The sequence below is a fragment of the Halorubrum rutilum genome (genome assembly GCF_024494565.1).
In genome coordinates, this window is the sequence record NZ_JANHDN010000003.1 from 309,701 (window position 1) to 332,421 (window position 22,721).

Sequence of the window (22,721 nt, forward strand, 5' to 3'; positions counted from 1 at the left end):
CCCGGTCAGTCGACGACGCGGGGCAGGGTGATCGCGACCTCGTTTCCGCGGTCGGCTCCGGACTCCACGGCGACGCTCCCGTCGGACAGCTCCACGCTCCAGTAGACGAGCCAGAACCCCAGCCCGCTGCTGTGGTACACGTCGGTCATGTCGTGGTCGCCCGTGAGCACGTCGGCCTCGACGGCCGGGATCGGGGCGTGGTCGTCCCGAACGGTGATCTCCGCGCCGGCGGGCGTCCGGCGGAGAGCGACGCCCACCGTCGGGTCGTCGACGTCGGCGTGGCGGACCGCGTTCTCCAGCAGCTCGATCACCGCGGCGCGGAGCTCCGGACGCCCCTCGACCGCGATCGGGTCCGGCGTCGAGGCCTCGATCGAGGCGTCCGGATGCCGGTCCCGGACGGTGTCGACGCACTCGGCGACCGCCTCGCGGAGCTCGATCCGCTCGCACCCCTGCTTCTCGGTGATCAGCTCGATGATCTCGCGCTCCTTCTCGGCGGTCCTGAGGAGCCCGTCGCCGACGCGCCGGATCAGGGCGGTGTGGGCGGCCGCCTCCGGCGCCTCGGCCTCGATGCGCTCCGCCGTGCCGAGCATGACGTTGAGGTCGTTCCGGAGGTTGTGCCGGAGGAGGTTGTCCATCACGACCAGCTGGCGCTCGCGGCGCCGCCGGTCGGTGACGTCCTTGGCGAACCCCGTGATGCGGACGACCTCGCCGTCCTCCGTGATCGGCTCCGCCTGCACCCAGACCCACCGGTTGTAGTTCTCGTCCGGGTTCACGCGGTACTCCATGTCGATCGACTCCCCGGCGGCGATCCGTTCCATCGCCGCCTCGACCGCCGGCACGTCTTCCGGGTGGATCGCGTCGAGGAACGTCTGCGGGTCGTCCTCCAACTCGTCGACCGACCCCCCGTAGATCTCCTCGTACGCGGGGTTCACGAAGCGCAGCTCCGTCCAGTCGGCGTCGAACATCCACAGCACGTCCCTGGAGACGGTCGCGATCTCCCGGAGGTGCGACGCCGTCTCCGCGCGCTCCCGCTCGGCCCGCACCCGGTCGGTGACGTCGCGGGAGCTGACGACGTACCCGTCGAGGGCGTCGTCGGTGAGGTTCGACATCCGGCTCTCCAGCCAGGCCCACGAGCCGTCCGCGGTCCGGTGCCGGTACGTGATCGACTCCTGGGTGAACCCGTCGCCGTCGACCGTGCGGCGGAACGCTCGCTCGACCGCCTCCCGCTCGTCCGGGTGGACGTACTCGAAGGCGACGTCGCCGCGGAGGTCCGCCGGCGCGAACCCGAGGATCCGCTCCGCCGCCCCGTTGACGTAGGTGAACCGCCCCGCCTCGTCGAGCAGGGCGATCTTGTCCTGCGCCTGATCGAGCAGCAGCTCGAACGGCTCGGATCCGGTCATTATCTCGCCGTCTCTCACGGAGAAAAATAACGGTCACGACGCTCACGCCGGCGTTCGCGGCCGTCCGGGGGATCAGACGTGTTCCGCGAGGAAGTCGACGACCGCGCGGTACGCCTCGACGCGGTTCTCCAGCTTCGAGAAGCCGTGCCCCTCGTCGTCGAAGATCAGCTTGCGGACGGGGACGCCCTGCTCGCGCGCCCGCTCGACGATCTGCTCGGCCTCGCCCACCGGCACCCGCGGGTCGTTCGCGCCGTGGAGGACGAACAGCGGCGACTCGATGGCCTCGATGTTGTTGATCGGCGAGATCGACTCCAGGAGCTCCCGATCCTCGTCGAGCGAGCCGTACTCGGCCTCGCGCAGCTCGCGGCGCCAGTCGCCGGTGTTCTCCAGGAACGTGACGAAGTTCGCGATGCCGACGACATCGACGCCGGCGGCCCACAGCTCGGGGTACTCGGTCAGCGCGGCGAGCACCATGAACCCGCCGTAGGAGCCGCCCATCGCGACGACGCGGTCGGGGTCGACCTCGGGGTGGTCATGGAGCCACTCGACGCCGGCCCGGACGTCGGCCACCGAGTCCATCCGCTTCTCCACGTCGTCGAGCGCGGCGTACGCCTTCCCGTACCCCGAGGAGCCGCGCACGTTCGGCTCGAACACCGCGTAGCCGTTGTTCAGCAGGTACTGCTTCACGGAGGCGAACGACGGGCGGCGCTGGGACTCGGGCCCGCCGTGGATGTCGACGACGACCGGGTAGCCGTCCTCGGGCGGCTCCGTCTCCGGGACGGAGAAGAAGGCGGGGATCTCCCGGCCGTCGAAGGTCGGATAACGGACCAGCTCGGGCTCGACGAACGTGTCCGGCGGGATCCCGGCGGTCGAGGCCGCGGTCCAGCGCTCCGCCTCGCCGGTCGCCGCGTCGATGACGTAGGCGTTCGCGTTGTGCGTGCTCCCGGTCGCGGTGACCGCGAAGCGGTCGCCGTCCGGTCCGAAGCTCACGCCGCCGGCGACCCCCCTCGGGAGGTCGGGCGTCGGGAAGGGATCGATCCGGTCGGGTTCGACCAGCTCGCCCGCAGTGAGCTCGGTGTAGCCGTCGACGTTCCGGGAGTAGACCACGCGCCGGGACTCCTCGTGGACCGCGACGCCGTCGACGTTCCAGCCGTCGTCGCCGCCGGGCTTCGCGGGGGTCGCGCCGGCCTCGTCGTCCCCGTCACCGTCGTCGTCCGCCGCCCGTCCGCCCGTCCCGGACGCGACCACGGCGAACTCCCCGGTCGCGAGGTCAAGCCGCTCCAGGCGGAGCGTGTCGCTGTCGCGGTCGGTGACGAGGTAGAGCGCCTCGCCGTCCGGTCCCCACTCCGGGCTGCCGTACCGCACGTCGCCCTCGTGGGGCGTGTGGTGGAACAGGTCGCCGGACGCGACGTCGAGGGTGTACACGTCGTGGTCGAACGAGGAGTGCGCCTCGTGGACGATCAGCCGGTCGTCGCTCGGCGACCAGCCCGCGACGGAGAGCCAGCCGTCGCCCTCGTACACCAACTCGGCGTCGTCGCCGGTCGCGTCGCGCGCCTGCACGTACACGTCGAACACCGACTCGTCGCGCCGGTTCGAAGCGAACGCGAAGCGGTCGCCCTCGGAGTCCCAGCCGCCCCAGCGGTGCTTCGCCTCGGGGCGCTCGGTGAGGTCGACGATCTCGCCGGACTCGTAGTTGAGCCGGTAGAGCTGCGCGCGCTCGTCGCCGCCCTCGTCCATGCCGAAGACGGCCTCGGCGCGCTCGGGCGACGAGTCGACGAACGAGACCGCCTCGTCGAAGAACGTGTGCTGTTCGGGCCACCCCAGCGGCTCGTCGAGCGACCACACCTGCCCGGTGCCGGTCGCGTTCAGCAGGAAGGAGAGCCGCCCGTCGGGGCCCAGGTCCGCCCCGCCGGCGCTGCGCACGTTGAGGTACCGCTCGATGTCGTATCGATGCATGGAGTCCGGTTCCGGCCGCGGTGGGAAACCGTTTCGGGTGGGGACGGACGCGCGCGCCTCGGTTCCGCCGGACGACGCCGCGATGCCGTGTCTTTTTATCCGGCCCCGCCGTCCGGTCGGCGTATGCGCGTCGCGTTCGTCTCGCTCCTCGCCCCCGGTCACGGCGACACGCCGGCCCGGGAGCGGACGCGACGGGTCGCCCGGGGGCTCGCCGCCCGCGGCCACGACGTGACCTGGCTCTGCGCGCGCTGGTGGGGCGGCGACCACGACGCCTTCTCCGAGGACGGGATCGAGTACCGGTCGGTGACGGTCGACCCGTCGCCGACGGCGTTCGCGGCGCGGCTCCCGCTCGCGCTCCGCCGGGTCGACCCCGACGTCGTCCACGCGGTCAACAGCCCCCCGACGCCGGGGCTCGGCGCGACGGTCGCGGGGACGCTCGGTCGGACGCCCGTCGTCGTCGACTGGTGGCGCGACCACCCCGCGGACGCCGCCCGGCGCTACCGGCTCCTCGCTCGGGGCGCCGACGCGGTGACGGCCCCCTCGCGGACGACGAAGACGCGGGTCCGCGAGCACGGCGCCGACGGCGACGACGTGCGGGTCGTCCCCGAGAGCGTCGACTTCGACCTCGTCGAGTCGGCCGGCGTGGACGACCGGTTCGACGCGGTGTACGCCCGGCGGCTGGACCGCCACGCCAACGTCGAGACGTTCCTGCTCGGGCTCGCGGAGCTCCGCGGGCGCGACTGGACCGCCGCCGTCGTCGGCGACGGCCCCGAGCGCGAGCGGATCGAGGCGACCGCGAGCGACCTCCGGATCGCCGACCGGGTGTCCTTCCTGGGCGACCTGTCGCGCCGCGAGCGCGTCGAGCTGTTCAAGGGGACCCACGTCGTCGCCGCGACGGCGACGTGGGAGACGTTCGCCACGGAGCTGCTGTGGGCGCTCGCGTGCGGCTGCGTCGCCCTCGTCGAGTACCAGGCCGACTCCAGCGCCCACGAGCTCGTGGAGGGCCGCGAGCGCGGCCGGCTCGTCACGAGCCCCGCCGAGCTCGCCGACGAGTTCGTCGCCGTCGCCGACCTCGAACGGAAGTCGATCGAGCGCGACTTCGCGGGCTACGACCGCGGCGCGGTGTTGGACCGGTACGTCGAGACGTACCGGGAGCTCCTCGGCGACGGATAGCTCGGGAACGAAGACGGACGACTCGAAAGGCGGGCGGGCGTCGGGACGCCCCGAACGCGGCTACTCCTCCTGCGTGATCGTCCCGCCGTACTTCATGAAGACGAACGCCAGCCCGAGCGTGCTCACCATCGCGATGAACGTCGCGACGCCGAGCGCGCGCGCGCCCTGCGGGACGAAGACGGCGTTCGAGCCGCCACCGCCGCCGGTCGACTCGGTCTCGACGTCGCCGCCGACGGCGAGCCCCCCGTGCATGCCGACGGCCGTGTGGGGGACGCAGTGGTAGTGGGTGATGCCGGCGTCCTCCTCGGTCACCTCGTACTCGTAGGTCGCTCCCTCCTCGCCGACCGCCTGGCCGCTGTCGAGGCTCGCCGGGCCGCCGCCCTCGACGGTCCGGACGTTGTGCGCGCCGCCGTTCCCGGTCCACTCCCACGTGATCGTGGTGCCCGTGTCGACCCATAACTGGGTCGGGTCGAACGCGAGCCCGCTGTCGCCCGCGCCGACCTGCACGGTCACCTCGCTCTCGCCGCGAGCGTCCTGATACGACCCGAGGTTCCCGCTGGTGACCCCGCTCGGCCAGACCGGCTGTTCCTCCTGTGCCGCCGCGGTCCCCGTCGTCGCCGTCGCCGCTCCGGCTGCGGCGGTCGCGCCGCCGGCGGTCCGGATGAACGCGCGCCGGGAGACGTCGTCCGAGCTCATACCACCCGGTTCGTGACGGGCGGTAGTGAATATGTTGATCCGGACGCGGTCCGCGCGTCGTGGTCGAGCGCGACGGAGGCGACGCGGCGCGCCGGCGGGGACCGCGCGTCGCCGGCGAGGGTATGTCCCGGCACCCGCGCGTCGCCGACGGGCGTATACAGGCGGGGCTCGTACGTCCGCCGTGAGCTATCCGGTCACCTACTACTGTCCGCACTGCGGGACCATCGTCGAACTCGAACGCGACGGCTACCTCGCGGACAAGGCGGTGACGCCGTACCCCTTCGAGGGATGGACGTACGTCGCCCCCGCGGAGCCGTTCGAGGACGAGCGCGACGTCGACGGGGTCCGGTTCGTCTGCGGCGAGAGCGACGGCGCCGTCTGGGACCCGCGCGACGGGGTGCGCGGGACGGACGTCGGCGGAGAGGCGGCGAGCGTCGGCGGGAAGGAGGCGGGCGTCGGCGACGGATCGAACCGCGACGGCGACGGCGGAGACCGCGACGGCGACGATCCCGGCTGCGGCGAGCCGTTCTACCTCTCGTTCGTGCGGTACGACGAGGGGCGCGAGGTCGACCCGCGCGCCGAGAGCGAGCTCGTCGAGATCGACCCCGACCCGCGACCGAGCGGGCCGCGGGGACCGGGCGGCCCGAGCGGGGTCGGGGACGCCGGCGACTCCGACGGCGGGTTCTGGTGAGGCCGGTCGGGAGCGCGAGTCGGTCTCGCTCCGGGACCCGGCGACCGCGACGGACAACCCCTTAACCGGGGAGCGAGAAGTATCGGCCATGGAAAGCATCAATCGGACCGCGATCGAGCTCGTCGACGAGGCGCTCGACTTCGCCGGCGAGCTCGACGTCGTCGGCTACGAGCTGGACAACGGCGCCACCGTCGTCGACTTCGGGATCGACGCCGCCGGGGGCGTCGAGGCGGGGCTGCTCCTCGCCGAGATCCAGACCGCCGGCCTCGCGAACCTCCGCACCCGCGTGGGCGAGGTCGCCGGCGCGCCCCGCCAGTACGTCGAGCTGTCGACCGACCACCCGGCGGTCGCCCTGCTCTGCTCGCAGAAGGCCGGCTGGGAGCTCGGCTTCGAGTCCGGCTACGAAGGGCTCGGCTCCGGGCCCGCCCGCGCGCTCGTCGGCCAGGAGGCGGAGTTCGAGCGCGTCGGCTACTACGACTCCTCGGAGTTCGCGACGCTCGCGGTGGAGTCGACCGAGCTCCCGACCGAGGAGGTCGCCGAGCACGTCGCCGACCTCGCCGAGGTCGACGCCGAGGGCGTCTTCCTCCCGGCGTACGCGACCGGGTCGACCGCCGGCTCCGTCGCCACCGCGGCCCGCGCCGCGGAGCTCGCCGTCTTCCGCCTGCTGGAGCTGGGCTACGAGCCGACCGACGTGCTCCACGCCTCGGGCGCCGCGCCGATGGCCCCCGTGACCCGCGACGAGGACCTCGCGATGGGGCGGACGAACGACGCCCTCGCCTACGGCGGCGAGGTCCACCTGCAGGTCGCGCGCGACGACGACCGCTTCGACCGGATCGTCTCGACCGCCCGCGAGGAGTACGGGACCCCCTTCGTCGAGGTGTTCGAGGACGCGGACTGGGACTTCTACGAGGTCGACGAGGCCGTCTTCGCGCCCGCAGAAGTGACCGTCGACGTCGTCGACGGCCCCGTTTACACGGTCGGCGAGACGGACGAGGCGCTGCTCGCCGAGTCGTTCGACTACCGCTGAGCCGGTCGCGATACCCGACTGACACGCAATCGACGAGGACCACCGTGCGAATCAAGCCCGTCCCCGACCCCCCGACCGAACTCGGCGAGCTCCGCGAGCTGCGGCGAGCGGTGCCGCTCGTCCCCGGCAGCACCGACGACTGCTGCGCGCGCCTCCGCGACCGGTGCGGGCTCTCCGACCGCCGGACCGCGAACGACTGGCTCGCGTTCCTCCGCGCGCTCGGGCTCGTCCGCGAGACGCCGCGGGGGTTCGTGCGCGCCGACGCGGAGCCGACCCCCGAGCGGGTCCGCGAGGGGCTGCGCGAGGGCGTCCTGCTCGTCCCGGAGGCGCTCGCGGCGCTCCGGGACGCCACCCGGGAGGACCCGCTCACGCCGGACGACCTGTTCGAGGCGACCCGGGAGTCGGTCCCGCGACACGACCGCGCCCGCGACCCGGCGTGGGAGGCGACGTGGCGCGACCGCGCGGCCCGGCTCCTGGGGTGGCTCGCGCTCGTCGACCTCGCGGAGCGCGTGCCGGCCGGCAGGGCGGGCGACGGGGACCCGAGAGAGCCGCCCGCCTACGTCGCCGGCGACGCGGTCGGCGGGACGGACTGAGCGCGTTCCGCTCGGGAACCGGCCGAACGCGCCGCAACAAGCCTTTTACTCGGTGCCGGAGACGGTGTTCGCATGGGACGATTCGACCGGCGGGAGTCGCCGCTGTCGGTCACGTACGAGCCGACGAGCGTGAAGGACCTGCTCGTGGAGATGAAAGACACCGCGGAGCTGCTGATCGACCTGTCGTACTCGGCGGTGCTCCACGGGAGCCCGACCGTCGCCGAGGAGGTCGTCGAGCTCGAACACCGGATGGACGTCCTCCAGATGCGCGCGCGGATGAGCCTCATGCTCGCGGCGCGGAGCCCCGACGAGGCCGAGACGCTCGCGCCGGTGCTCGGCGTGGTCGGCGCGGCCGACAAGATCTCCGACGCCGCCGGCGACATCGCGAAGATCGTCACCGAGGAGATCGGCCTCCCGGACGCGATGCGCGGCGCGCTCACCGAGGGCGTCGAGACGCTCGTCCGCGGCACGGTCGCGCCGGACTCCGCCTACGCCGGTCGCACCCTGAAGGCGATCGACCTGGAGTCGGAGACGGGGGTCCGGGTCATCGCGATCCGCCGCGACGACGACTGGATCCTCAACCCCGGCCCGAAGACCCGGATCGAGGCCGGCGACGTGGCGCTCCTGCGCGGCCCGGAGACGGGGGTCGCCGAGGCGTACCCCGAGCTGACCGGCGAGCCGTTCGAGCCGGACGAGCCGGTCGAGCCCGCGATCGACGACTTAGAGCGCGCGGTCGACTCCATCGTGCTGATGAAGAACCTCTCTGAGCTCGCGGTCGACCTCGCGTACGGCTCCGTCCTGTTCAACAACGAGGAGCTCGCCGAGGAGGTGTCGAACCTGGAGATCGAGGTCGACGCGCTCCAGTCGCGGTTCGAGGCCTGGACGCTCCGCGCCGCGCGGGAGGCCGACGACCCCGTCTCGCTCCGCGGGCTGATCCACCTCGGCGTCGCCACCGAGGAGATCTCCGACGCCGCCCTGGAGATCACCGAGGGCGTCGCGCGCGACCTCGGCGTCCACCCGGTCGTCGAGATGGCGGTCCAAGAGTCCGACGAGATCATCACGCGCACCGTGGTCCGGGAGGGGAGCGACCTCGCGGGCACGGCGGTGGAGAACGGGATCCCGACGACCGACGTCTCGACGAGCGTGATCGCGATCCGCCGCCCCGACGACGGGTGGCTGATCGGTCACGACATCGACACCGTCCTGCGTCCCGGCGACGCCGTCATCTCGAAGGGGACCCGCACGTCGGCCGAGGAGTTCGGGGCGCTCGCGTCGTGACCGCCCCGCCGACCGCGGACCCCGAGGGGCTCGCCCGCGCCTACTACGACGCGATCGACGCCGGCGACTACGAGCGGCTCCGCGGGCTGCTCGACCCCGACTTCGTCCAGCGCCGCTCGGACCGCACCTTCGAGGGGCGCGACCGCTTCGTGACGTTCATGCGCGACGAGCGGCCGATGACGGACACGACCCACGTAGTCGACGCGGTGTACCCGAACGGCCCCGGCGTCGCGGTCCGCGGCCGGCTGCTGGACGCCGACGGCGACGAGCTGTTCGCGTTCGTCGACGCCTTCGACGTCGCGGACGGGAAGCTGGCGGGACTGGAGACGTACGCGGGCGGCGGCGGGGAGTAATGTAGACCGCCGAGAGCGGAGCGAACCGGGCCGCCGCGGTGGGGGCGACTCGGACCGCGTTCACGCCCGGATCCGGTCGAGGTCGGCGACGAACGCCCGGAGCGCCTCGCGGCTCACGTGCGGCATGCAGACGACGCGGAGCTCGCCGGCCGCCGTGCGCGACACCTTCCAGCCGGCCTCGCGGAGCGCGTCGAACTCGGCCTCGGGGAGCGCCGCGGCGACGAGCGGGAGGGTCGGCTCGACGACGTCGTAGCCGCGCTCGGCGAGGGCCTCGGCGAGCCACGCGGCGTTCCCGGTCGCGCGCTCGGCCGCCTCGCGGTAGCCGTCGGGCCACAGCGCCTCCATCGCGGCGACCGCGCCGGCGACGCCCGCGCCGCTCCGGGTGCCGGTCAGGGTCGCCTGCGACCGGGTCTCCAGGTACGGCGTGTCGACCGCGAGGGCGTCGAGCGCGGCGTCCTCGCGCGCCAGCAGGCCGCCCGCCGGGACCGGCGCCTGCCCGAACTTGTGGGGGTCGATCGTCAGCGTGTCGACCGGGGCGTCGCCGAACGACCAGTCGTGGTCCGAGAAGGGAAGGAGGAACCCGCCCCACGCGGCGTCGACGTGCATGAACGCGCCGGCGTCGTGGGCAATCTCGGTCAGCGCCGGGATGGGGTCCACGCGCCCGTACTCCGTGCTCCCGGCGACGCCGACGACCAGCGCGGTGGCGTCGTCGACCGCGGCCGCGACCGCGTCGGTCCGGGCCCGGTAGTCGCCGTCGACGGGGACCGTCCGGAGCTCCACGTCGAGCAGCTCCGCGGCCTTGTGAAAGGAGAAGTGAGCGCTCTCGGGGACGACGACGTTGGCGTCGCTCGCGTCGCGTCGGTTCCGGGCGGCGCGGACCGCCTGCACGTTCGCCTCGGTCCCGCCGGAGGCGACGTAGCCGGCCGCGTCGGTCGGGGTCGGGTGGTCCGCGAGCGTCGCGAGCAGCTCGACCGCGCGGTCCTCCAGCGACGCGACCGCCTCGTAGGTGGCCGGGTCGCCGGGGTTCGTCGCGAGGTAGCGCTCGGCCGCCTCGCGGGCCGCGGGGTGCGGCTCGGTGCACATCGAGGAGAGCACCCGGTCGAACGACTGCGGCTGGGGGCGCTGCATTCGGCCGAACGTCGCCGCGGAGACGCTTACCCGTTCCGTTTTCGGCGCTCTCGGCCGCGCGACGGGGGACCCGGAGGCGTTACCGCACCGAGTCGAGGAGGAGCCGCTGTTCGGTCCGCTTCACCTCGTGTTGCACGTCGCGGACGGCGTCGATGTTCGCCGAGATCGAGGAGACGCCCTCGTCGACGAGGAACTCGACCATCTCCGTCTTCGAGCCGGCCTGCCCGCAGATGCTCGTGTCGACGCCGAGCTCGCGGCACGTCTCGATCGTGTCGCCGATCAGCTTGAGCACGGCCGGGTGGAGCTCGTCGAACCGGTCGGCGACGTGCTCGTTGTTGCGGTCGACCGCCAGCGTGTACTGCGTGAGGTCGTTGGTGCCGAAGGAGGCGAAGTCGATGCCGGCGGCCGCGAGCTCCTCGATCTGCAGCGCGCTGGCGGGCGTCTCGATCATCACGCCCCAGCGGTGGCTCTCGGGGTCGATGCCGGCCTCCCGCATGTGGCCCTTGACCCCTTCGAGGTCGGCCGCGTCGTTGACGAGGGGGAACATCACCTCCAGGTTGTCGTACCCCATGTCGAAGAGGCGCGCGAACGCCGCGAGCTCCTGCCGGAACGGGGCGGGCTTGTCGAGGCTGCGCCGGATCCCGCGCCAGCCGAGCATCGGGTTGTGCTCGTTCGGCTCGCCCTCGCCGCCCTCCAGCTCGCGGAACTCGTCGGTGGGCGCGTCGATGGTGCGGACGCGGACCGGTCGCGGGTAGAACTCGTCGGCGACGCGGCGGACGCCCTCGATCAGCTCGTCCTGGTACGCGCGGGCGCCGTGCTCGGCGATGTACCGCTCGGGCGTCTTCCCGAGCGAGAGCACCATGTGCTCGATCCGGAGGAGTCCGACCCCGTCGGCGCCGGTCGCGGCCGCGCGCTCGGCCGCCTCGGGGATCGAGACGTTCACCTTCACCTCCGTCGCCGTCATCGGCTTCACCGGGGTCTCCGGGCGGGCCGCCTCCACGGGCTCGAACTCCTCGCCGGGCTCGGCCTCGTCGTCCGTCCCGGCGCGGACGGTCCCCTTGTCGCCGTCGAGGGTGACCCGCTGGCCGTCTTCGAGGACCCGCGTCCCGTTCCCGCTCCCGACGACGGCCGGGACGCCGAGCTCTCGGGAGATGATCGCGGCGTGGCTCGTCATCCCGCCCTCGTCGGTGACGATCCCCGCGGCGCGTTTCATCGCCGGGACCATGTCGGGCATCGTCATCTCCGTGACCATCACGTCGCCCTCCTGGACCTGGTCGAGGTGGTCGAGCTTGTGGACGAGCCGGACCGCGCCGGAGACGACCCCGGGGCTCGCGCCGAGCCCGTCGACGAGGACGTCCTCGTCGTCGCCGGCGGACCCGCCGTCGGCCGTGCCGGGTCGGCCCGCCGCGTCCCCGACGGCGGACTTCTTCGGGGTCTCGCCGCCGGTCCCGCCGGCGTCGGCGTCGTCAGCGTCGCCCTCGCCCTCCTGGATCGTCGTGATCGGGCGCGACTGGAGCATGTAGATCTCCCCCTCGCGGATCGCCCACTCGACGTCCTGCGGGGTCCCGTAGTGGTCCTCGACGCGCTCGCCGAGCGCGACCAGCTCCTCGATCTCCGCGTCGGAGAGCACCCGGGCGGTGCGGCGCTCCTCCTCGACGTCGAGCCGGACGGTCTCCCCGGTCTCCGGGTCCTTCACCATCTCGACTTTCTTGTCCGCGACGGTGACCTCGTCGACCTCGCCGCGCCCGCGGTCGTACACGTAGTTGTCGGGCGAGACGGTGCCGGAGACGACCGCCTCGCCGAGCCCCCACGCGGCCTCGATGGTGATCTGCGGGTCGCCGGTCGAGGGGTGGCTGGTGAACATCACGCCGGACTTCTCGGCGTCGACCATCCGCTGGACGACGACCGCGATGTCGACGTCGGCGTGCGGGAACCCGCGCTGCTGGCGGTAGTAGATCGCCCGCTGGGTGAACAGCGAGGCCCAGCACTCCTTCACCCGGCGCAGGAGGTCGTCCTCGCGGACGTTGAGGAACGTCTCCTGCTGGCCGGCGAACGAGGAGTCCGGGAGGTCCTCCGCGGTCGCGGAGGAGCGCACGGCGACGAACGCCTCGTCGCCCTCGCCGCCCATCGACCGGTACCGCTCCAGGATCTCCTCGCGGACCTCGTCGGGGAACGGCGTCTCCAGGATGAGCTCCTCCGCCCGCTCCTCCGCCGCGCGGAGCGCCGCGGAGTCCTCGGGGTCGACGTCGACGGCGGAGAACAGCTCCTCGTCGATTCCCGCCTCCTCGATGAAGGTCCGGTACGTGCCCGCGGTGACGGCGAACCCCGGCGGGACCGGGAGTCCGGCGCCGATGAGTTCACCGAGCGAAGCGGCCTTCCCGCCGACGGTCCCGACGTCGTCGGCGTCGACGTCCTCCAGCCAAAGTACTGCCATTCGTGTACCCGGAGGATCCGGGAGCCGACCTATGAAGCTTCCGGCCGGTGCAACGCTGAATAAAAGATTACTCAGTCGCGAGTTACGGAACGTTCAAAGGCGGAGGGCCGCCGGGTCGGTCGAACGTGGAGAGGGCCGAAGCGGTCGGGAGCCACGAACCGGCGGTCGGTCCGTATCGGTCGGTACGCGTCTTCCCGTCCTATACTTATCCTCGGACAGCTGAATCGGTTTCCGTAACGTGTTACGAGTCCTGTAACAGCTCGGGTCGACGGTCACTCGCCGGCGAGCCGCTCGCGCTCGTCGCGGAGGATGTCCTCCCAGAGGGCGAACAGCCGACTGTGCAGGTCGTAGCGGTCGTTCACCCGGCGGACCCACGCGTCGTCGGCGAACAGGAGCCGCTGGAACCGGCGGACCGCCGGCGAGAGCGACTCCCGATCGCCACCGTAGTACGACAGCGACTCCCGCCGGGTTCGCGCGACGAGGGCGGACGGGACCTCGATCCCGTCGGCCGCGGCGGCGTGGACGAACCACTCCAGGTGTAACAGCGCGTCGGCCAGCAGGAAGCGGTCCCGGAACCCAGAGACCCGGGCGAGCGCCGGCCGCCCGTCGATCGTCACGTCGCGCGGTCGGGAGAACCGGGGCGCCGTGACCGTCACGCCGGCCGCCCCGGCGACCGCCGCGGCGACGCGACGGAGGCGACGGTCGGCGTACCGCACCGGCGCGATCAGCGCGAGCTCGTACCACGCCGGCAGCCACTCGCAGTAGGGCTCGGAGAAGGCGCCGTCGGCGAGCAGGGTCGCCGCGACGGACCGCGCCTCGGCCGGCGACAGCGCGGCGTGGTCGGTCCGGAGGCGGTCGGCGGCCCGCGCGCCGTCGATCGCGTCGGCGCCGGCGAAGTCCATGCCCTCGGCGACGCGTCGGGTGTACGCGCGGCTCGCCGCGTACCAGTCGGCGAAGTCCGCGGGCGCGGTCAGTCGGAGGAGTCGGAGGACCGTGATGCCGTCCGTACGCTCGCCGCCGACAAAACGCTCACCGTTCCGGGCCGCGGTCGGCGCCGACTCCGCCGCCGTCGTCGCCGTCGGGACCGTCGTCGTCGCCGTCGGGACCGTCGTCACCGGGACCGCCGGGATCGGGACCGTCCGCGAGCGCGGCGTCGAGCCCCCACTCGTCGGCGCGCTCGGCCGCCTCCTCGCGGGCCCGCTCGCGGATCGCCTCGATCCGGTCGTCGTCGTCGAGGAACGCCGCGACGGCGTCGGCGTCGTCCGCCTCCGGGTCGGCCAGTCGCCCGTCGGGCGCCGCCTCGCGGGTGCGGTCGGCGAGGGCCGGGTCGTCGGCGAGCTCCGTCGCCGCCGCGCCGGGCGCGACGCGGAGCGCGTCCGCCTCGTGGGCCGCGTCGAGCCCGTCGTCGTCGACCGCGTACAGCTCGGCGCGGTAGGGGCCGGGCACCGCGAGCTCCGCGAGGGCGTCGGGGCCCCCGCTGTCGGTCACCGTGTTGTACGCGAGCACGGGGACCCCGTCGGCGAACGTGAGGACGCCGCGCGCGTCGCCCTCCAGCAGGAGCGTCTCCTGCGGAACGAGCGTCGCGTAGCCGGTCAGCTCGCGGTCGAGCGCCCGCGAGAGCGTCGTGGCCACGTCGGAGACGACCCGCGACCGGAGGAGGGCGCCGCGGGGGATCCGGAGCTCGGGGGCCTCGGTCGACTCCGTCCCGTCGGTCCGCGGCTCCCTCGGTCCCCCGGTTCCGTCCCCGGGATCCGTCATGGCGTGTCCGGCACGACCGCGCTGCGGAAGCGGTCGGCGACCGCGTCGCCGTCGCCGTCGCGCACGTCGAGCCGGGCCGCCGCCCGCCGGTAGCGGGCCGCCGCGTCGCTCTCCGGCGCGTACGCGAGGAGGGGCTCGCCGGCGCGGCGCGCGTCCCTGACCGCGTCGCTGTCGGGGACGCGGGCGAGCACCGGTCCGCCGAAGTGGCGCTCGGCCCGCTCGGCGACGTCGGCGGCGTCGTCGCGGACCTTGTTGAACAGGACCCCCGCGGTCTCGGTGCCGTACGAGCGGGCGTACTCCTGGACCTTCAGCCCGTCCGAGAGCGCGGGGATCGTCGGCTCGACGACGACGGCGACGCGGTCCGCGAGGACGACCGGCAGGACCGCCGACTTCGAGCCGAGCGCGGCCGGCGAGTCGAGCAGGAGCACGTCGGTGTCGGCCGCGAGCTCGGCGACCACGTCGCGGAGGCGGGTCGGCTCCGCGGCCTCGAAGCCCGCGAGCGACGTGCCGCAGGGGACCACCGAGAGCCCGAAGCGGTCGTACGTCGCCTCGGCGACGTCGGTCGCGGTCCCCTCGACGAGCAGGTCGTGGAGGGTGACCGCCGCGTCGTCGAGCCCGGCGTGAAAGAGGAGGTTCGCCATCCCCGTGTCGGCGTCGACGACGGTGACGTCGTGCTCGTCGGCCAACGCCAATCCGAGCGCGAGCGTGCTCGTCGTCTTGCCCGTGCCGCCCTTCCCGCTGGCGACCGCGAACGCCTCGACCATGCGCACACCTGTCCGGGCGGTCGGCTAAAGCCTGTCCATCGCGGGCGCGCCGGGAACGGCCGTCGCGGGCGCGTCGAGGGCCGTCGCGGGCGCGTCGAGGGCCGTCGCCGCGGCCCGACCCCCCACCGGACAGCGTTTTGCCGTTCGGCGCAGAACGTCGACCATGCCGACCGTCATCGACGCCGACGCGTTCCGCGACCGGATCGACGAGCGCCGGCGCGGCGAGCGCTCGTTCGCCGTCGTCGACACCCGCCCCCGCGAGAGCTACGAGGGCTGGCGGATCGCCGACTCGGTTCACTACTTCCACAAGCCGTTCCGCGACTTCGACGTCGACGACTTCGAGGCCGAGACCGGGCTCGGTCCCGACGACGCGATCGTCACGACCTGCGCGAAGGGGAAGGCGTCGCTCGATCTCGCCGAGGAGCTCGAGGCCGCGGGCTACGACGACGTGACGGTCGTCGCGGACGGGATGCGCGGCTGGTCGGGCGTCTACGACCGGACCGCGGTCCCCCTCCCCGACGCCGGAGACGACCCCCTCGACGTCGTCCAGATCCAGCGGCGCGCGAAGGGGTGTCTCGGGTACCTCGTGGTTGGCGGACGGCCGTCCGAAGGGGGAGCCGAGCCCGACGGCTCCGACCGCGTCGCCGTCGCTGGTTCCGACGGCTCCGACCGCGTCGCCGTCGCTATCGACGTCTCGCGTCACGGCGACGAGTGGCGGGCGGCGGCCGCCGAGCGCGACGCGTCGATCGCGGCGGTCCTCGACACCCACGTCCACGCCGACCACCTCTCCGGTGGCCGAGACCTCGCCGACGAGCTCGGCGTGCCGTACTACCTCCCGGCGGCCGCCGCCGAGCGCGGCGTGGCGTACGACTTCGAACCGCTCGCGCGCAACGAGACGCTCGACGTCGGCGGCGTCGACGTGAAGGCGCTCGCGACCCCCGGGCACACCGACGACGCGGCGAGCTACCTGATCGGGCGGTCGGCGGTCCTCGCCGGGGACACGCTGTTCACCGACAGCGTCGGACGGACCGAGTTGCAGTTCGCGGCGGGCGGCGACGGAGGGGGCGAGTCCGCCGGCGCTGCGACCGGCGCCGAGCGCCTCTACGACTCGCTCCACGGGACGCTGCTGGCGCAGCCCGACGAGGTCGTCGTCTGTCCCGGCCACTTCGCGGTCGCGAACGACGGGACGACCGGCGACGTCGTGCCCGGCGAGCCGGTGGCGACGACCGTGGGAGCGGCGCGCCGTGGACTCGGCGTGCTCGGGCTCGACCGCGAGGCGTTCGTGGAGCGGGTCACGGCGACGCTCCCGGAGAAGCCGCCGAACTACGAGTCGGTCATCGCGGCGAACCGCGGCGTCGAGTCGCCGCCGGACGAGACCGCGGCGGTCGAGTTGGAGCTGGGACCGAACCGGTGCGCGGCGGACGCGGGCGGAGAGTCGACGGCTGACGCGGACGGGGAGTCGACGGCGGACGACTGATACGGCGGTCGTCGAGACCGCCGTCGGTCACCCGCCGTCCGACCGGTTCGCGATCCGAGTCGCGAGCTCCCGCGCGGCGTCGACGCGGTCGTCGGCCTCCGGGTCGCCGGTGTCGTCGACCTCCGCGAGCAGCGTCCGGATCTCCGCGGCCCGCCTGACGACGGTCGCCTCGTCGACGTCGCCGTCGGCGATCTCGGCGGCCAGCGCCTGCGCCTCGCCGAGCCGCCAGCCGGCCTCGCGCTCCACCGGGCGCTCCTCGGTGGCCGCGAGGTGGTCGCGCAACGCCGCGACCGGACCGAACGCGTCGCTCACGCTCGCGTCACTCGTCGTGGATGAAGACGAGCCGCTTTGTCTCGGTGTTACACAGGCAGAGGTCGATCCCGTCGCGGGTCGCGCCGATCTGCTGCCAGCCGTGGTCGCTGACGAACAGCGTCTGGAACACGCCGCGGTCGCAGTCCGGGTTCGGGCAGCCGACGCCGGCGGCGTTCTTGTACACCGTCGTCCCCCCGCCGGAGCTCTGGCGCACCAGGCCGTCGCGCAGCGATCGGAACTCCTCCGCAGACATCGGTCCGTCCGTGTCTTCGTCTCCCATACCTCCGCGTTCGCGGGCCATCGTAAATAAACCGACGGGCCGAGTCGCCCGGCCGGGATCAGTCGCGCTCGCGCTTCGGGTCGATCCCGCGCTTCGCGTCGTCGGCGTGCGCGTCCGCGAGCCGAGTGGGCTCGGGCAGTTTGTACCGTGCGCACAGCGCGTCGACGAGCCCGACCGCCGTCTCGGCCGAGACCCGGTGGCCGGGGCTCACGTACAGCGGGTTCACGCGGCGGCTGTTCGGGTACTGCCGCGACTGGAAGGCGTGGCCGATGACGGTCGCGTCGTCGGCGTCGGCCGTCGACCGCGTCCCCGCCGTCTCCACCGACCCGTCGGCGCGGACCGGCGTCCGCCACCCCTCCGGCCGCTCGTCGGTCGGCTCGTCCGGCTCGCCGCACAGCAGGTTCTTTGCGACGCCGACGCTCGGGACGTCAAGCAGGACGCCGACGTGGGTCGCGATCCCGGCCTCCCGGAAGTGGATCCGGCCGGAGCCGTCGCATACCAGGAGGTCCGGATCCGCGTCCAAGGCGTCGAGCGCGGCCAGCATCGGCTCCCCCTCGCGGAACGCGAGGAGGCCCGGGACGTAGGGGACCCGGAGGGGCGTGACCGCGCTCGCGCACTCGATCACGTCGCCGCCGCGGATCGCGACCGCGGCCGAGACCGCCTCGTCCTCGCCGTCGTCCGGGGTCAGGAACGCCTGGTCGACGCCGACGACGACGGGGGCGTCGCAGTCGTCCGTGTCGTCCCCCTCCGCGTGCGTCCCCGGGAGCGACCCCTGACGCGCGTCCGGCGGTCCGTCGGTCAGGTCGGCCGGCTCGTCGATCGCGACCGCGGCCGGGTCGAGGGCGTGGGCGTCCGCGAACGTCGCCGTCGCGGCCAGCTCGCGCTGGAGCGACTCCATCTCGGCCCGGGAGAGCGCCGGGTCCGGGAGGAACTCCGGGCGGGCGACGGCGTCCGGATCGACGCCGGGGACCTCGCCGGACATTCAGCGGCGCCCGCCGGGACCGCCCGGACCGCCGGGACCGCCCGGACCGCCCGGGCCGCGAGCCCCGCCCACGTTCATCCCGCCCATGCCGCCCGCGGAACGCGCGAGGCCCTCGTTGCGCTTCCCGAACGCGAGCCCGATCGCGAAGCCGATCAGGTGCGCGAGGTGGGCGATGTTGCCCGCGGTGCCGGCCCCGCCGGCCAGGACGCTCTGGACGACGAGGACCGCCGAGACGACGGCGATCCCCCACGTGAGGTACTTGATCTTCATCGGGATCACGAAGAAGAGGAGGACCTGCATGTTCGGTCGCCAGACGGTGAGGACGCCTAAAATCGCGAATCCGGCGCCGCTGGCACCCAGCACGCCGGTCGAGGTGGCGCCCATCCCGAGCGCGAACAGGATGTGGCCGAGCCCGGCGACCATCCCCGACACGAAGAAGAACGCGGCGAAGCGCTTCGACCCCACGGCGCGCTCGACGAGCGGGCCGAAGAAGAACAGGACGACGCTGTTGCCGAGGATATGGTAGATCCCGACGGGCGAGTGGGACAGGACGGCGGTCACCCAGGTCCAGACCCGCCCGATCGCGTCCGCCCGGAGCACGAACAGCTGGTCGTGGAGCGCGGGGCTCACGCCCCAGAAGACGACCAGCTGCGCGAGGAACGTGACCCAGATCGCCAGCAGGATCGCGTACGTCGCGTTCCCGCGGAAGTAGCTCACGAGCCCGCCCGTGCTCGTCTCGCGGTCGACGCGGCGCTTGACGCGGTCGACGACGCCCGCGTCGCCGCCGGCGTCGCCGGTCCCGCCGGCCGGTCCGCCCTCGACGCCCTCGTCGAAGCCGCTGTCGAAGACGCCGCCCGGGTCGTTCCACTCGGAGAGCCCCGGGCAGTCGTGGTTCTCCGGAAGGCGGTGTTCGGCGCAGAACGTCTGGCCGCACCGCTTACACTGGTACGGGAGGTTCTCGTACTCCCCGCACGCGTCGCACGTCGCCATTGGCGTCACTTACGGGGGCGGTCGTAAAGCGGTTTGGCTCCGTACGTGGTTTACGATGAGCCCGTCGGCGGTCCTGATAACGGCTTATAAATCGTATTTGATCGTGTTGCTGGGAACACTTCCAAAGCCCCAGCCGCTCAGTTATAAATGGCCGCTGTGGGATCGGCGGAGAACACCTCCAAAGCCCCAGCCGCGAGGCGGGCGCACGCTCGCTGCGCTCCTCACTCGGTCGCTCACGTTGCTCGCTCCCTCGTTGTGGTGCTTGCGTCGCCTGCGCCCGCCTCGCGGCTGCCCCTTTGAATCCCTCCCGACCCGCACAGCACCGCGCCTCACGCCTCCCCAGCCTCGTGGGGGGGGGGGGGGGGGCCCCCCCCCCCCCCCCCCCGGCCCCCCCCCCCCCCCCCCCCCCCCCCCCCCCGCGCCCCCCCCCGCCCCCCCGTCGGCGCGGGCGCCGCCGGCGCCAGCGACTCCCTCGCGCGTGCGCCTCGCGGCCGCCTTCGGCGGCCACTCGGAGGCACGCGCCACCGCACCGTGTTCATCTACAAATAGTCGTCGTAGCTGCGGTTAGTCGTTTATAAATAACTACTCGCCCGCTCCGCCCTCCCGAAGCCCGTCGACGAGCTCCCTGAGCGTCGCGAGCGGGTACTGACCGGGCGCGGTCGCGTTCGCGGGATCGACGGGCGCGTACCCGATCTTCGAGCCGTAGAGGGGCGTGACGGCGCGGGTGTGGCGACCGGGTTCGCCCATGCACATCGTCGCGACGCGGTGCCCGGCTTCGGTCGCCTCGTGGGTCGCCTCGATCATCGCGAGCGCGTCGGCCGGCGCGGTCGCGGTCGTCGCCAGCTTCCCCACGTCGCCCTCGCTCGCGGCGTCGGCGAGCAGATCGACGAGCGCGGCCGGCTCGGGCGTCGACTCGAAGTCGTGGACGGACGCGACCACGTCGACGCCCGCCTCGCGCGCCGCGTCGCGGAGCGCGGTCGCGTGCGACTCCTCGGCCGGGTCCGGGTGCGTCCCGCGCAGCGCGGCGAGCTCGACGTCGACCGCGGCCACCGCGTCGCGCCCGAGCGCGTCCGAGAGCGCGTCGTAGCGCCCGAGCCCCTCGGCCTCGCCGCCCTCCCACGACGCGCGGTTCGTGACGAGCAGCGGGAGCTCGCCGCCGTAGCTCGCGAGCTGGTCGAGCGGCGACTCCGCGAGGTCCATCCGGAACTCCACGGCGTCGGCGTGCTCGCGGGCCGCGGGCTCCTCGGAGAGGTCGGCCGTGCTCGCGGTCAGGACGAACGCCTCGAACATGCGCGAGCGTTCCGGGGCCGGGGACTTAGCTGTGTGGCCCCGGGCGGAAGCGGGTCCCTGAAAAAGCGGCGCGCGTCCTCAGGCGACGAGGCCGTCCTCGGCCTCTAACAGCTCGTGGTACCGGTTCCGGATGGTGACCTCGGAGATGTCGGCGACCTCCGAGACCGCGGCCTGCGTCGTCTTCTCGTTGGTGAGCAGCGCGGCGGCGTAGACGGCGGCGGCCGCGAGGCCCACGGGCGACTTGCCCGAGTGGACGCCCTTCTCCTTGGCGTTGCGCAGGAGGCTCTTCGCGCGCATCTCGGACTCCTCGGAGAGCTCCAGGTCGGAGGCGAACCGGGGGACGTACTGCTCGGGGTCGGCCGGCTTCACTTCGAGCTTCAGCTCGCGGACGACGTAGCGGTACGTCCGGGCGATCTCCGCCTTCTCGACCCGCGACACGTCGGCGATCTCGTCGAGGCTGCGCGGGACGCCGGCCATCCGCGCGGCGGCGTACACGCAGGAGGTAGAGACGCCCTCGATCGAGCGGCCGGGCAGGAGGTCCTCGTCGAGCGCGCGGCGGTAGATGACCGAGGCGGTCTCGCGGACGTTGTCCGGGAGCCCCTGCGCGCTCGCCATGCGGTCGATCTCGCCGAGCGCCTGCTTGAGGTTGCGCTCCTTCGAGTCGCGGGTGCGGAACCGCTCGTTCCACTTGCGGAGCCGCTGCATCTTCTGCCGCTGGCGCGCGCCGAGCGACCGGCCGTACGCGTCCTTGTCGCGCCAGTCGATGTTGGTCGACAGCCCCTTGTCGTGCATCGTGTTCGTGGTCGGAGCGCCGACGCGGCTCTTCTCGTCCTTCTCGCGGGAGTCGAACGCGCGCCACTCCGGGCCGCGGTCGACCGAGTCCGCCTCGACGACGAGCCCGCAGTCGGCGCACACGGTCTCGCCGTGCTCCTCGTCGGTGATGACGTTGCCGTCGCACTCCGGACAGGTCAGCGTCTCGTCGGTGCGTTCCGATTCCTCTTCGTCCGTCTCCGTTCGGGAGCGACTCCCCCGCGTGTGTAGTCGTTCACTCATGGCTAAACCCCCTCTCGGTAACTGAACACGGTCCGAGAGCGATCTTACCCAGTAGACGGCGGAACCGAACTTAAAACGACCGGAACGTGTCGCCGGAGACCCGACGAAAGGACACGATCTATCACGCGTTTTCGGCGGCGACGGGACCGGGGAGGCGACCCGGTCGTCGCTCGGGCGACCGCCGGACGACCCGGACGGTCCGGACGACCGCCCGCCGACCGAAACGTTTGGGCCGCCGGCGCACCGAGACCGAAGCGATGACCGCTCCCCGCGTCGTCTCGCTGGCCCCGAGCGCGACCGCGACCGTGACCGCGCTCGGCGGCGCCGAGACGCTCGTCGGCGTCACGCACCACTGCGACCCGCCGGCCGAGGCGGGGTCGGCGCACGGCGGGGAGTCCCCGGTCGGCGTCGGCGGCTGGCTGAACCCCGACCTCGACCGCGTCGCCGACCTCGACCCCGACGTCGTCCTCACGAGCGACGGCCTCCAGGCCGACCTCGCCGACGCGTGTCGCGACCGCGGGTTCGACGTCCGGCACCGCGAGCCGGCGACGCTCGACGAGGCGGTCGCGTCGTTCGCCGCCCGCGGCGACGACGTGGGGCGTCCCGAGGCGGGCGACCGGCTCGCCGAGGAGTCCCGAGGGCGGCTCGATCGGGTCGCCGAGGCGGTCGCCGACCGCCCGCGCCCGACCGTCTACTGCGAGGAGTGGTCGGACCCGCCGATGGCGGCCGGCAACTGGGTGCCCGACGCCGTGCGCGCCGCGGGGGGTCGTTACCCCTTCGTCGACCCCGGCGAGCGCTCCCGCGAGGTCGACCTCGCGAGCGTCGAGGGCGCCGCCCCCGACCACCTCGTCGTCCACGTCTGCGGTCACGGCGACCGGGTGGACCCCGCGACGGTCGCGGAGCGCGACTGGGCCGTCGACGCGCCCGTCCACGTGATCGACGACTCCCTGCTGAACCAGCCGAGCCCGGCGCTGATCGACGGCGTGGAGCGGCTGGCCGCGCTGTTCCACCCGGAGGCGTTCCCGGGGGCGAACCCGTAGCCGCGCGGGAGCCGTCCCCGAGCCCGACCCGACGCCTATTCGTACC

22 protein-coding genes are annotated in these 22,721 nt (G+C 73.3%); 8 read left to right on the forward strand and 14 right to left on the reverse strand.

Annotated features, from left to right (window positions below):
• Positions 1-5 precede the first annotated feature (5 nt).
• Positions 6-1,400: a PAS domain S-box protein gene (locus NO900_RS08140; protein WP_256408716.1), complete on the reverse strand. Its 1,395-nt coding sequence runs from the start codon at positions 1,398-1,400 to the stop codon at positions 6-8.
• Between the two features lie 72 nt (positions 1,401-1,472).
• Positions 1,473-3,356: a S9 family peptidase gene (locus tag NO900_RS08145; RefSeq protein ID WP_256408717.1), complete on the reverse strand. Its 1,884-nt coding sequence runs from the start codon at positions 3,354-3,356 to the stop codon at positions 1,473-1,475.
• 123 nt (positions 3,357-3,479) lie between these two features.
• Between NO900_RS08145 and NO900_RS08150 the strand changes: the two genes are divergently transcribed.
• A complete protein-coding gene (locus tag NO900_RS08150) occupies positions 3,480-4,529 on the forward strand; it encodes a glycosyltransferase (RefSeq protein ID WP_256408718.1) in 1,050 nt (349 codons plus the stop codon).
• A 60-nt stretch (positions 4,530-4,589) separates the two neighbouring features.
• On the opposite strand, the gene NO900_RS08155 is transcribed toward NO900_RS08150, so the two are convergent.
• Positions 4,590-5,225 (reverse strand): halocyanin domain-containing protein, encoded by a 636-nt coding sequence (locus NO900_RS08155; RefSeq protein WP_256408719.1) that lies wholly within the window; start codon positions 5,223-5,225, stop codon positions 4,590-4,592.
• A gap of 181 nt (positions 5,226-5,406) precedes the next feature.
• Here NO900_RS08155 and NO900_RS08160 point away from each other — a divergent pair, with 181 nt between their 5' ends.
• The 5 genes from NO900_RS08160 to NO900_RS08180 all read left to right on the forward strand — a co-directional run bounded on the left by NO900_RS08160 (position 5,407) and on the right by NO900_RS08180 (position 9,167).
• On the forward strand, positions 5,407-5,916 hold the full coding sequence (locus NO900_RS08160; protein WP_256408720.1) for a DUF7969 family protein: 510 nt from the start codon (positions 5,407-5,409) through the stop codon (positions 5,914-5,916).
• Positions 5,917-6,004: 88 nt separating this feature from the next.
• Complete coding sequence (gene mch / locus NO900_RS08165; protein WP_256408721.1) at positions 6,005-6,943, forward strand: methenyltetrahydromethanopterin cyclohydrolase; 939 nt, start codon at positions 6,005-6,007, stop codon at positions 6,941-6,943.
• A 44-nt stretch (positions 6,944-6,987) separates the two neighbouring features.
• A complete protein-coding gene (locus NO900_RS08170; protein ID WP_256408722.1) occupies positions 6,988-7,536 on the forward strand; it encodes a double winged helix-containing putative transcriptional regulator in 549 nt (182 codons plus the stop codon).
• A gap of 72 nt (positions 7,537-7,608) precedes the next feature.
• Complete coding sequence (locus NO900_RS08175; RefSeq protein ID WP_256408723.1) at positions 7,609-8,814, forward strand: potassium channel family protein; 1,206 nt, start codon at positions 7,609-7,611, stop codon at positions 8,812-8,814.
• On the forward strand, positions 8,811-9,167 hold the full coding sequence (locus tag NO900_RS08180) for a nuclear transport factor 2 family protein (RefSeq protein ID WP_256408724.1): 357 nt from the start codon (positions 8,811-8,813) through the stop codon (positions 9,165-9,167). Before NO900_RS08175 ends, NO900_RS08180 begins: the two co-directional genes overlap by 4 nt.
• 60 nt (positions 9,168-9,227) lie before the next feature.
• Here the strand turns inward: NO900_RS08180 and mfnA are convergent, their stop codons facing one another.
• The 5 genes from mfnA to NO900_RS08205 form a co-directional block, all read right to left on the reverse strand.
• A complete protein-coding gene (gene mfnA, locus NO900_RS08185; protein WP_256408725.1) occupies positions 9,228-10,295 on the reverse strand; it encodes a tyrosine decarboxylase MfnA in 1,068 nt (355 codons plus the stop codon).
• A gap of 79 nt (positions 10,296-10,374) precedes the next feature.
• A complete protein-coding gene (gene ppsA, locus NO900_RS08190) occupies positions 10,375-12,729 on the reverse strand; it encodes a phosphoenolpyruvate synthase (protein ID WP_256408726.1) in 2,355 nt (784 codons plus the stop codon).
• 272 nt (positions 12,730-13,001) lie between these two features.
• The gene (locus NO900_RS08195; protein WP_465261786.1) at positions 13,002-13,727 is read right to left on the reverse strand and encodes a DUF8116 family protein; all 726 of its coding nucleotides are present in this window, start codon (positions 13,725-13,727) and stop codon (positions 13,002-13,004) included.
• A gap of 31 nt (positions 13,728-13,758) precedes the next feature.
• Entirely contained in the window at positions 13,759-14,487 is a 729-nt protein-coding gene (locus NO900_RS08200) for a DUF8054 family protein (RefSeq protein WP_256408727.1), read from the reverse strand.
• A complete protein-coding gene (locus tag NO900_RS08205) occupies positions 14,484-15,251 on the reverse strand; it encodes a nucleotide-binding protein (RefSeq protein ID WP_256408728.1) in 768 nt (255 codons plus the stop codon). The genes NO900_RS08200 and NO900_RS08205 overlap by 4 nt, the downstream gene beginning before the upstream one ends.
• Before the next feature lie 163 nt (positions 15,252-15,414).
• Here NO900_RS08205 and NO900_RS08210 point away from each other — a divergent pair, with 163 nt between their 5' ends.
• Positions 15,415-16,728, forward strand: a complete 1,314-nt coding sequence (locus NO900_RS08210; protein WP_256408729.1) for an MBL fold metallo-hydrolase — start codon at positions 15,415-15,417, stop codon at positions 16,726-16,728.
• A gap of 27 nt (positions 16,729-16,755) precedes the next feature.
• Here NO900_RS08210 and NO900_RS08215 read toward each other — a convergent pair whose 3' ends face one another.
• The 6 genes from NO900_RS08215 to NO900_RS08240 form a co-directional block, all read right to left on the reverse strand.
• On the reverse strand, positions 16,756-17,040 hold the full coding sequence (locus NO900_RS08215; RefSeq protein WP_256408730.1) for a DUF8152 family protein: 285 nt from the start codon (positions 17,038-17,040) through the stop codon (positions 16,756-16,758).
• 7 nt (positions 17,041-17,047) lie between these two features.
• Complete coding sequence (locus tag NO900_RS08220; protein WP_049906210.1) at positions 17,048-17,320, reverse strand: DUF7385 family protein; 273 nt, start codon at positions 17,318-17,320, stop codon at positions 17,048-17,050.
• A gap of 58 nt (positions 17,321-17,378) precedes the next feature.
• Positions 17,379-18,302: an endonuclease V gene (locus NO900_RS08225; protein ID WP_256408731.1), complete on the reverse strand. Its 924-nt coding sequence runs from the start codon at positions 18,300-18,302 to the stop codon at positions 17,379-17,381.
• Complete coding sequence (locus NO900_RS08230; RefSeq protein WP_256408732.1) at positions 18,303-19,292, reverse strand: rhomboid family intramembrane serine protease; 990 nt, start codon at positions 19,290-19,292, stop codon at positions 18,303-18,305.
• A gap of 582 nt (positions 19,293-19,874) precedes the next feature.
• Positions 19,875-20,582, reverse strand: coding sequence for a type I 3-dehydroquinate dehydratase (locus NO900_RS08235; protein ID WP_256408733.1), 708 nt, complete (start codon positions 20,580-20,582; stop codon positions 19,875-19,877).
• Between the two features lie 78 nt (positions 20,583-20,660).
• Positions 20,661-21,635 (reverse strand): transcription initiation factor IIB, encoded by a 975-nt coding sequence (locus NO900_RS08240; protein WP_092562164.1) that lies wholly within the window; start codon positions 21,633-21,635, stop codon positions 20,661-20,663.
• A 257-nt stretch (positions 21,636-21,892) separates the two neighbouring features.
• On the opposite strand from NO900_RS08240, the gene NO900_RS08245 reads away from it, so the two are divergent.
• Positions 21,893-22,675, forward strand: a complete 783-nt coding sequence (locus tag NO900_RS08245) for a cobalamin-binding protein (RefSeq protein ID WP_256408734.1) — start codon at positions 21,893-21,895, stop codon at positions 22,673-22,675.
• Positions 22,676-22,721: the final 46 nt, after the last annotated feature.

Coding starts and splice junctions, on each gene's coding strand:
- NO900_RS08245 (WP_256408734.1), top strand. CDS start 21,893: ATGACCGCTCCCCGCGTCGTCTCGCTGGCCCCGAGCGCGACCGCGACC.
- NO900_RS08230 (WP_256408732.1), bottom strand. CDS start 19,292: ATGGCGACGTGCGACGCGTGCGGGGAGTACGAGAACCTCCCGTACCAG.
- NO900_RS08175 (WP_256408723.1), top strand. CDS start 7,609: ATGGGACGATTCGACCGGCGGGAGTCGCCGCTGTCGGTCACGTACGAG.
- NO900_RS08240 (WP_092562164.1), bottom strand. CDS start 21,635: ATGAGTGAACGACTACACACGCGGGGGAGTCGCTCCCGAACGGAGACG.
- NO900_RS08145 (WP_256408717.1), bottom strand. CDS start 3,356: ATGCATCGATACGACATCGAGCGGTACCTCAACGTGCGCAGCGCCGGC.
- mch (WP_256408721.1), top strand. CDS start 6,005: ATGGAAAGCATCAATCGGACCGCGATCGAGCTCGTCGACGAGGCGCTC.
- NO900_RS08200 (WP_256408727.1), bottom strand. CDS start 14,487: ATGACGGATCCCGGGGACGGAACCGGGGGACCGAGGGAGCCGCGGACC.
- NO900_RS08140 (WP_256408716.1), bottom strand. CDS start 1,400: ATGACCGGATCCGAGCCGTTCGAGCTGCTGCTCGATCAGGCGCAGGAC.
- mfnA (WP_256408725.1), bottom strand. CDS start 10,295: ATGCAGCGCCCCCAGCCGCAGTCGTTCGACCGGGTGCTCTCCTCGATG.
- NO900_RS08205 (WP_256408728.1), bottom strand. CDS start 15,251: ATGGTCGAGGCGTTCGCGGTCGCCAGCGGGAAGGGCGGCACGGGCAAG.
- NO900_RS08235 (WP_256408733.1), bottom strand. CDS start 20,582: ATGTTCGAGGCGTTCGTCCTGACCGCGAGCACGGCCGACCTCTCCGAG.
- NO900_RS08155 (WP_256408719.1), bottom strand. CDS start 5,225: ATGAGCTCGGACGACGTCTCCCGGCGCGCGTTCATCCGGACCGCCGGC.
- NO900_RS08220 (WP_049906210.1), bottom strand. CDS start 17,320: ATGGGAGACGAAGACACGGACGGACCGATGTCTGCGGAGGAGTTCCGA.
- NO900_RS08225 (WP_256408731.1), bottom strand. CDS start 18,302: ATGTCCGGCGAGGTCCCCGGCGTCGATCCGGACGCCGTCGCCCGCCCG.
- NO900_RS08210 (WP_256408729.1), top strand. CDS start 15,415: ATGCCGACCGTCATCGACGCCGACGCGTTCCGCGACCGGATCGACGAG.
- NO900_RS08150 (WP_256408718.1), top strand. CDS start 3,480: ATGCGCGTCGCGTTCGTCTCGCTCCTCGCCCCCGGTCACGGCGACACG.
- ppsA (WP_256408726.1), bottom strand. CDS start 12,729: ATGGCAGTACTTTGGCTGGAGGACGTCGACGCCGACGACGTCGGGACC.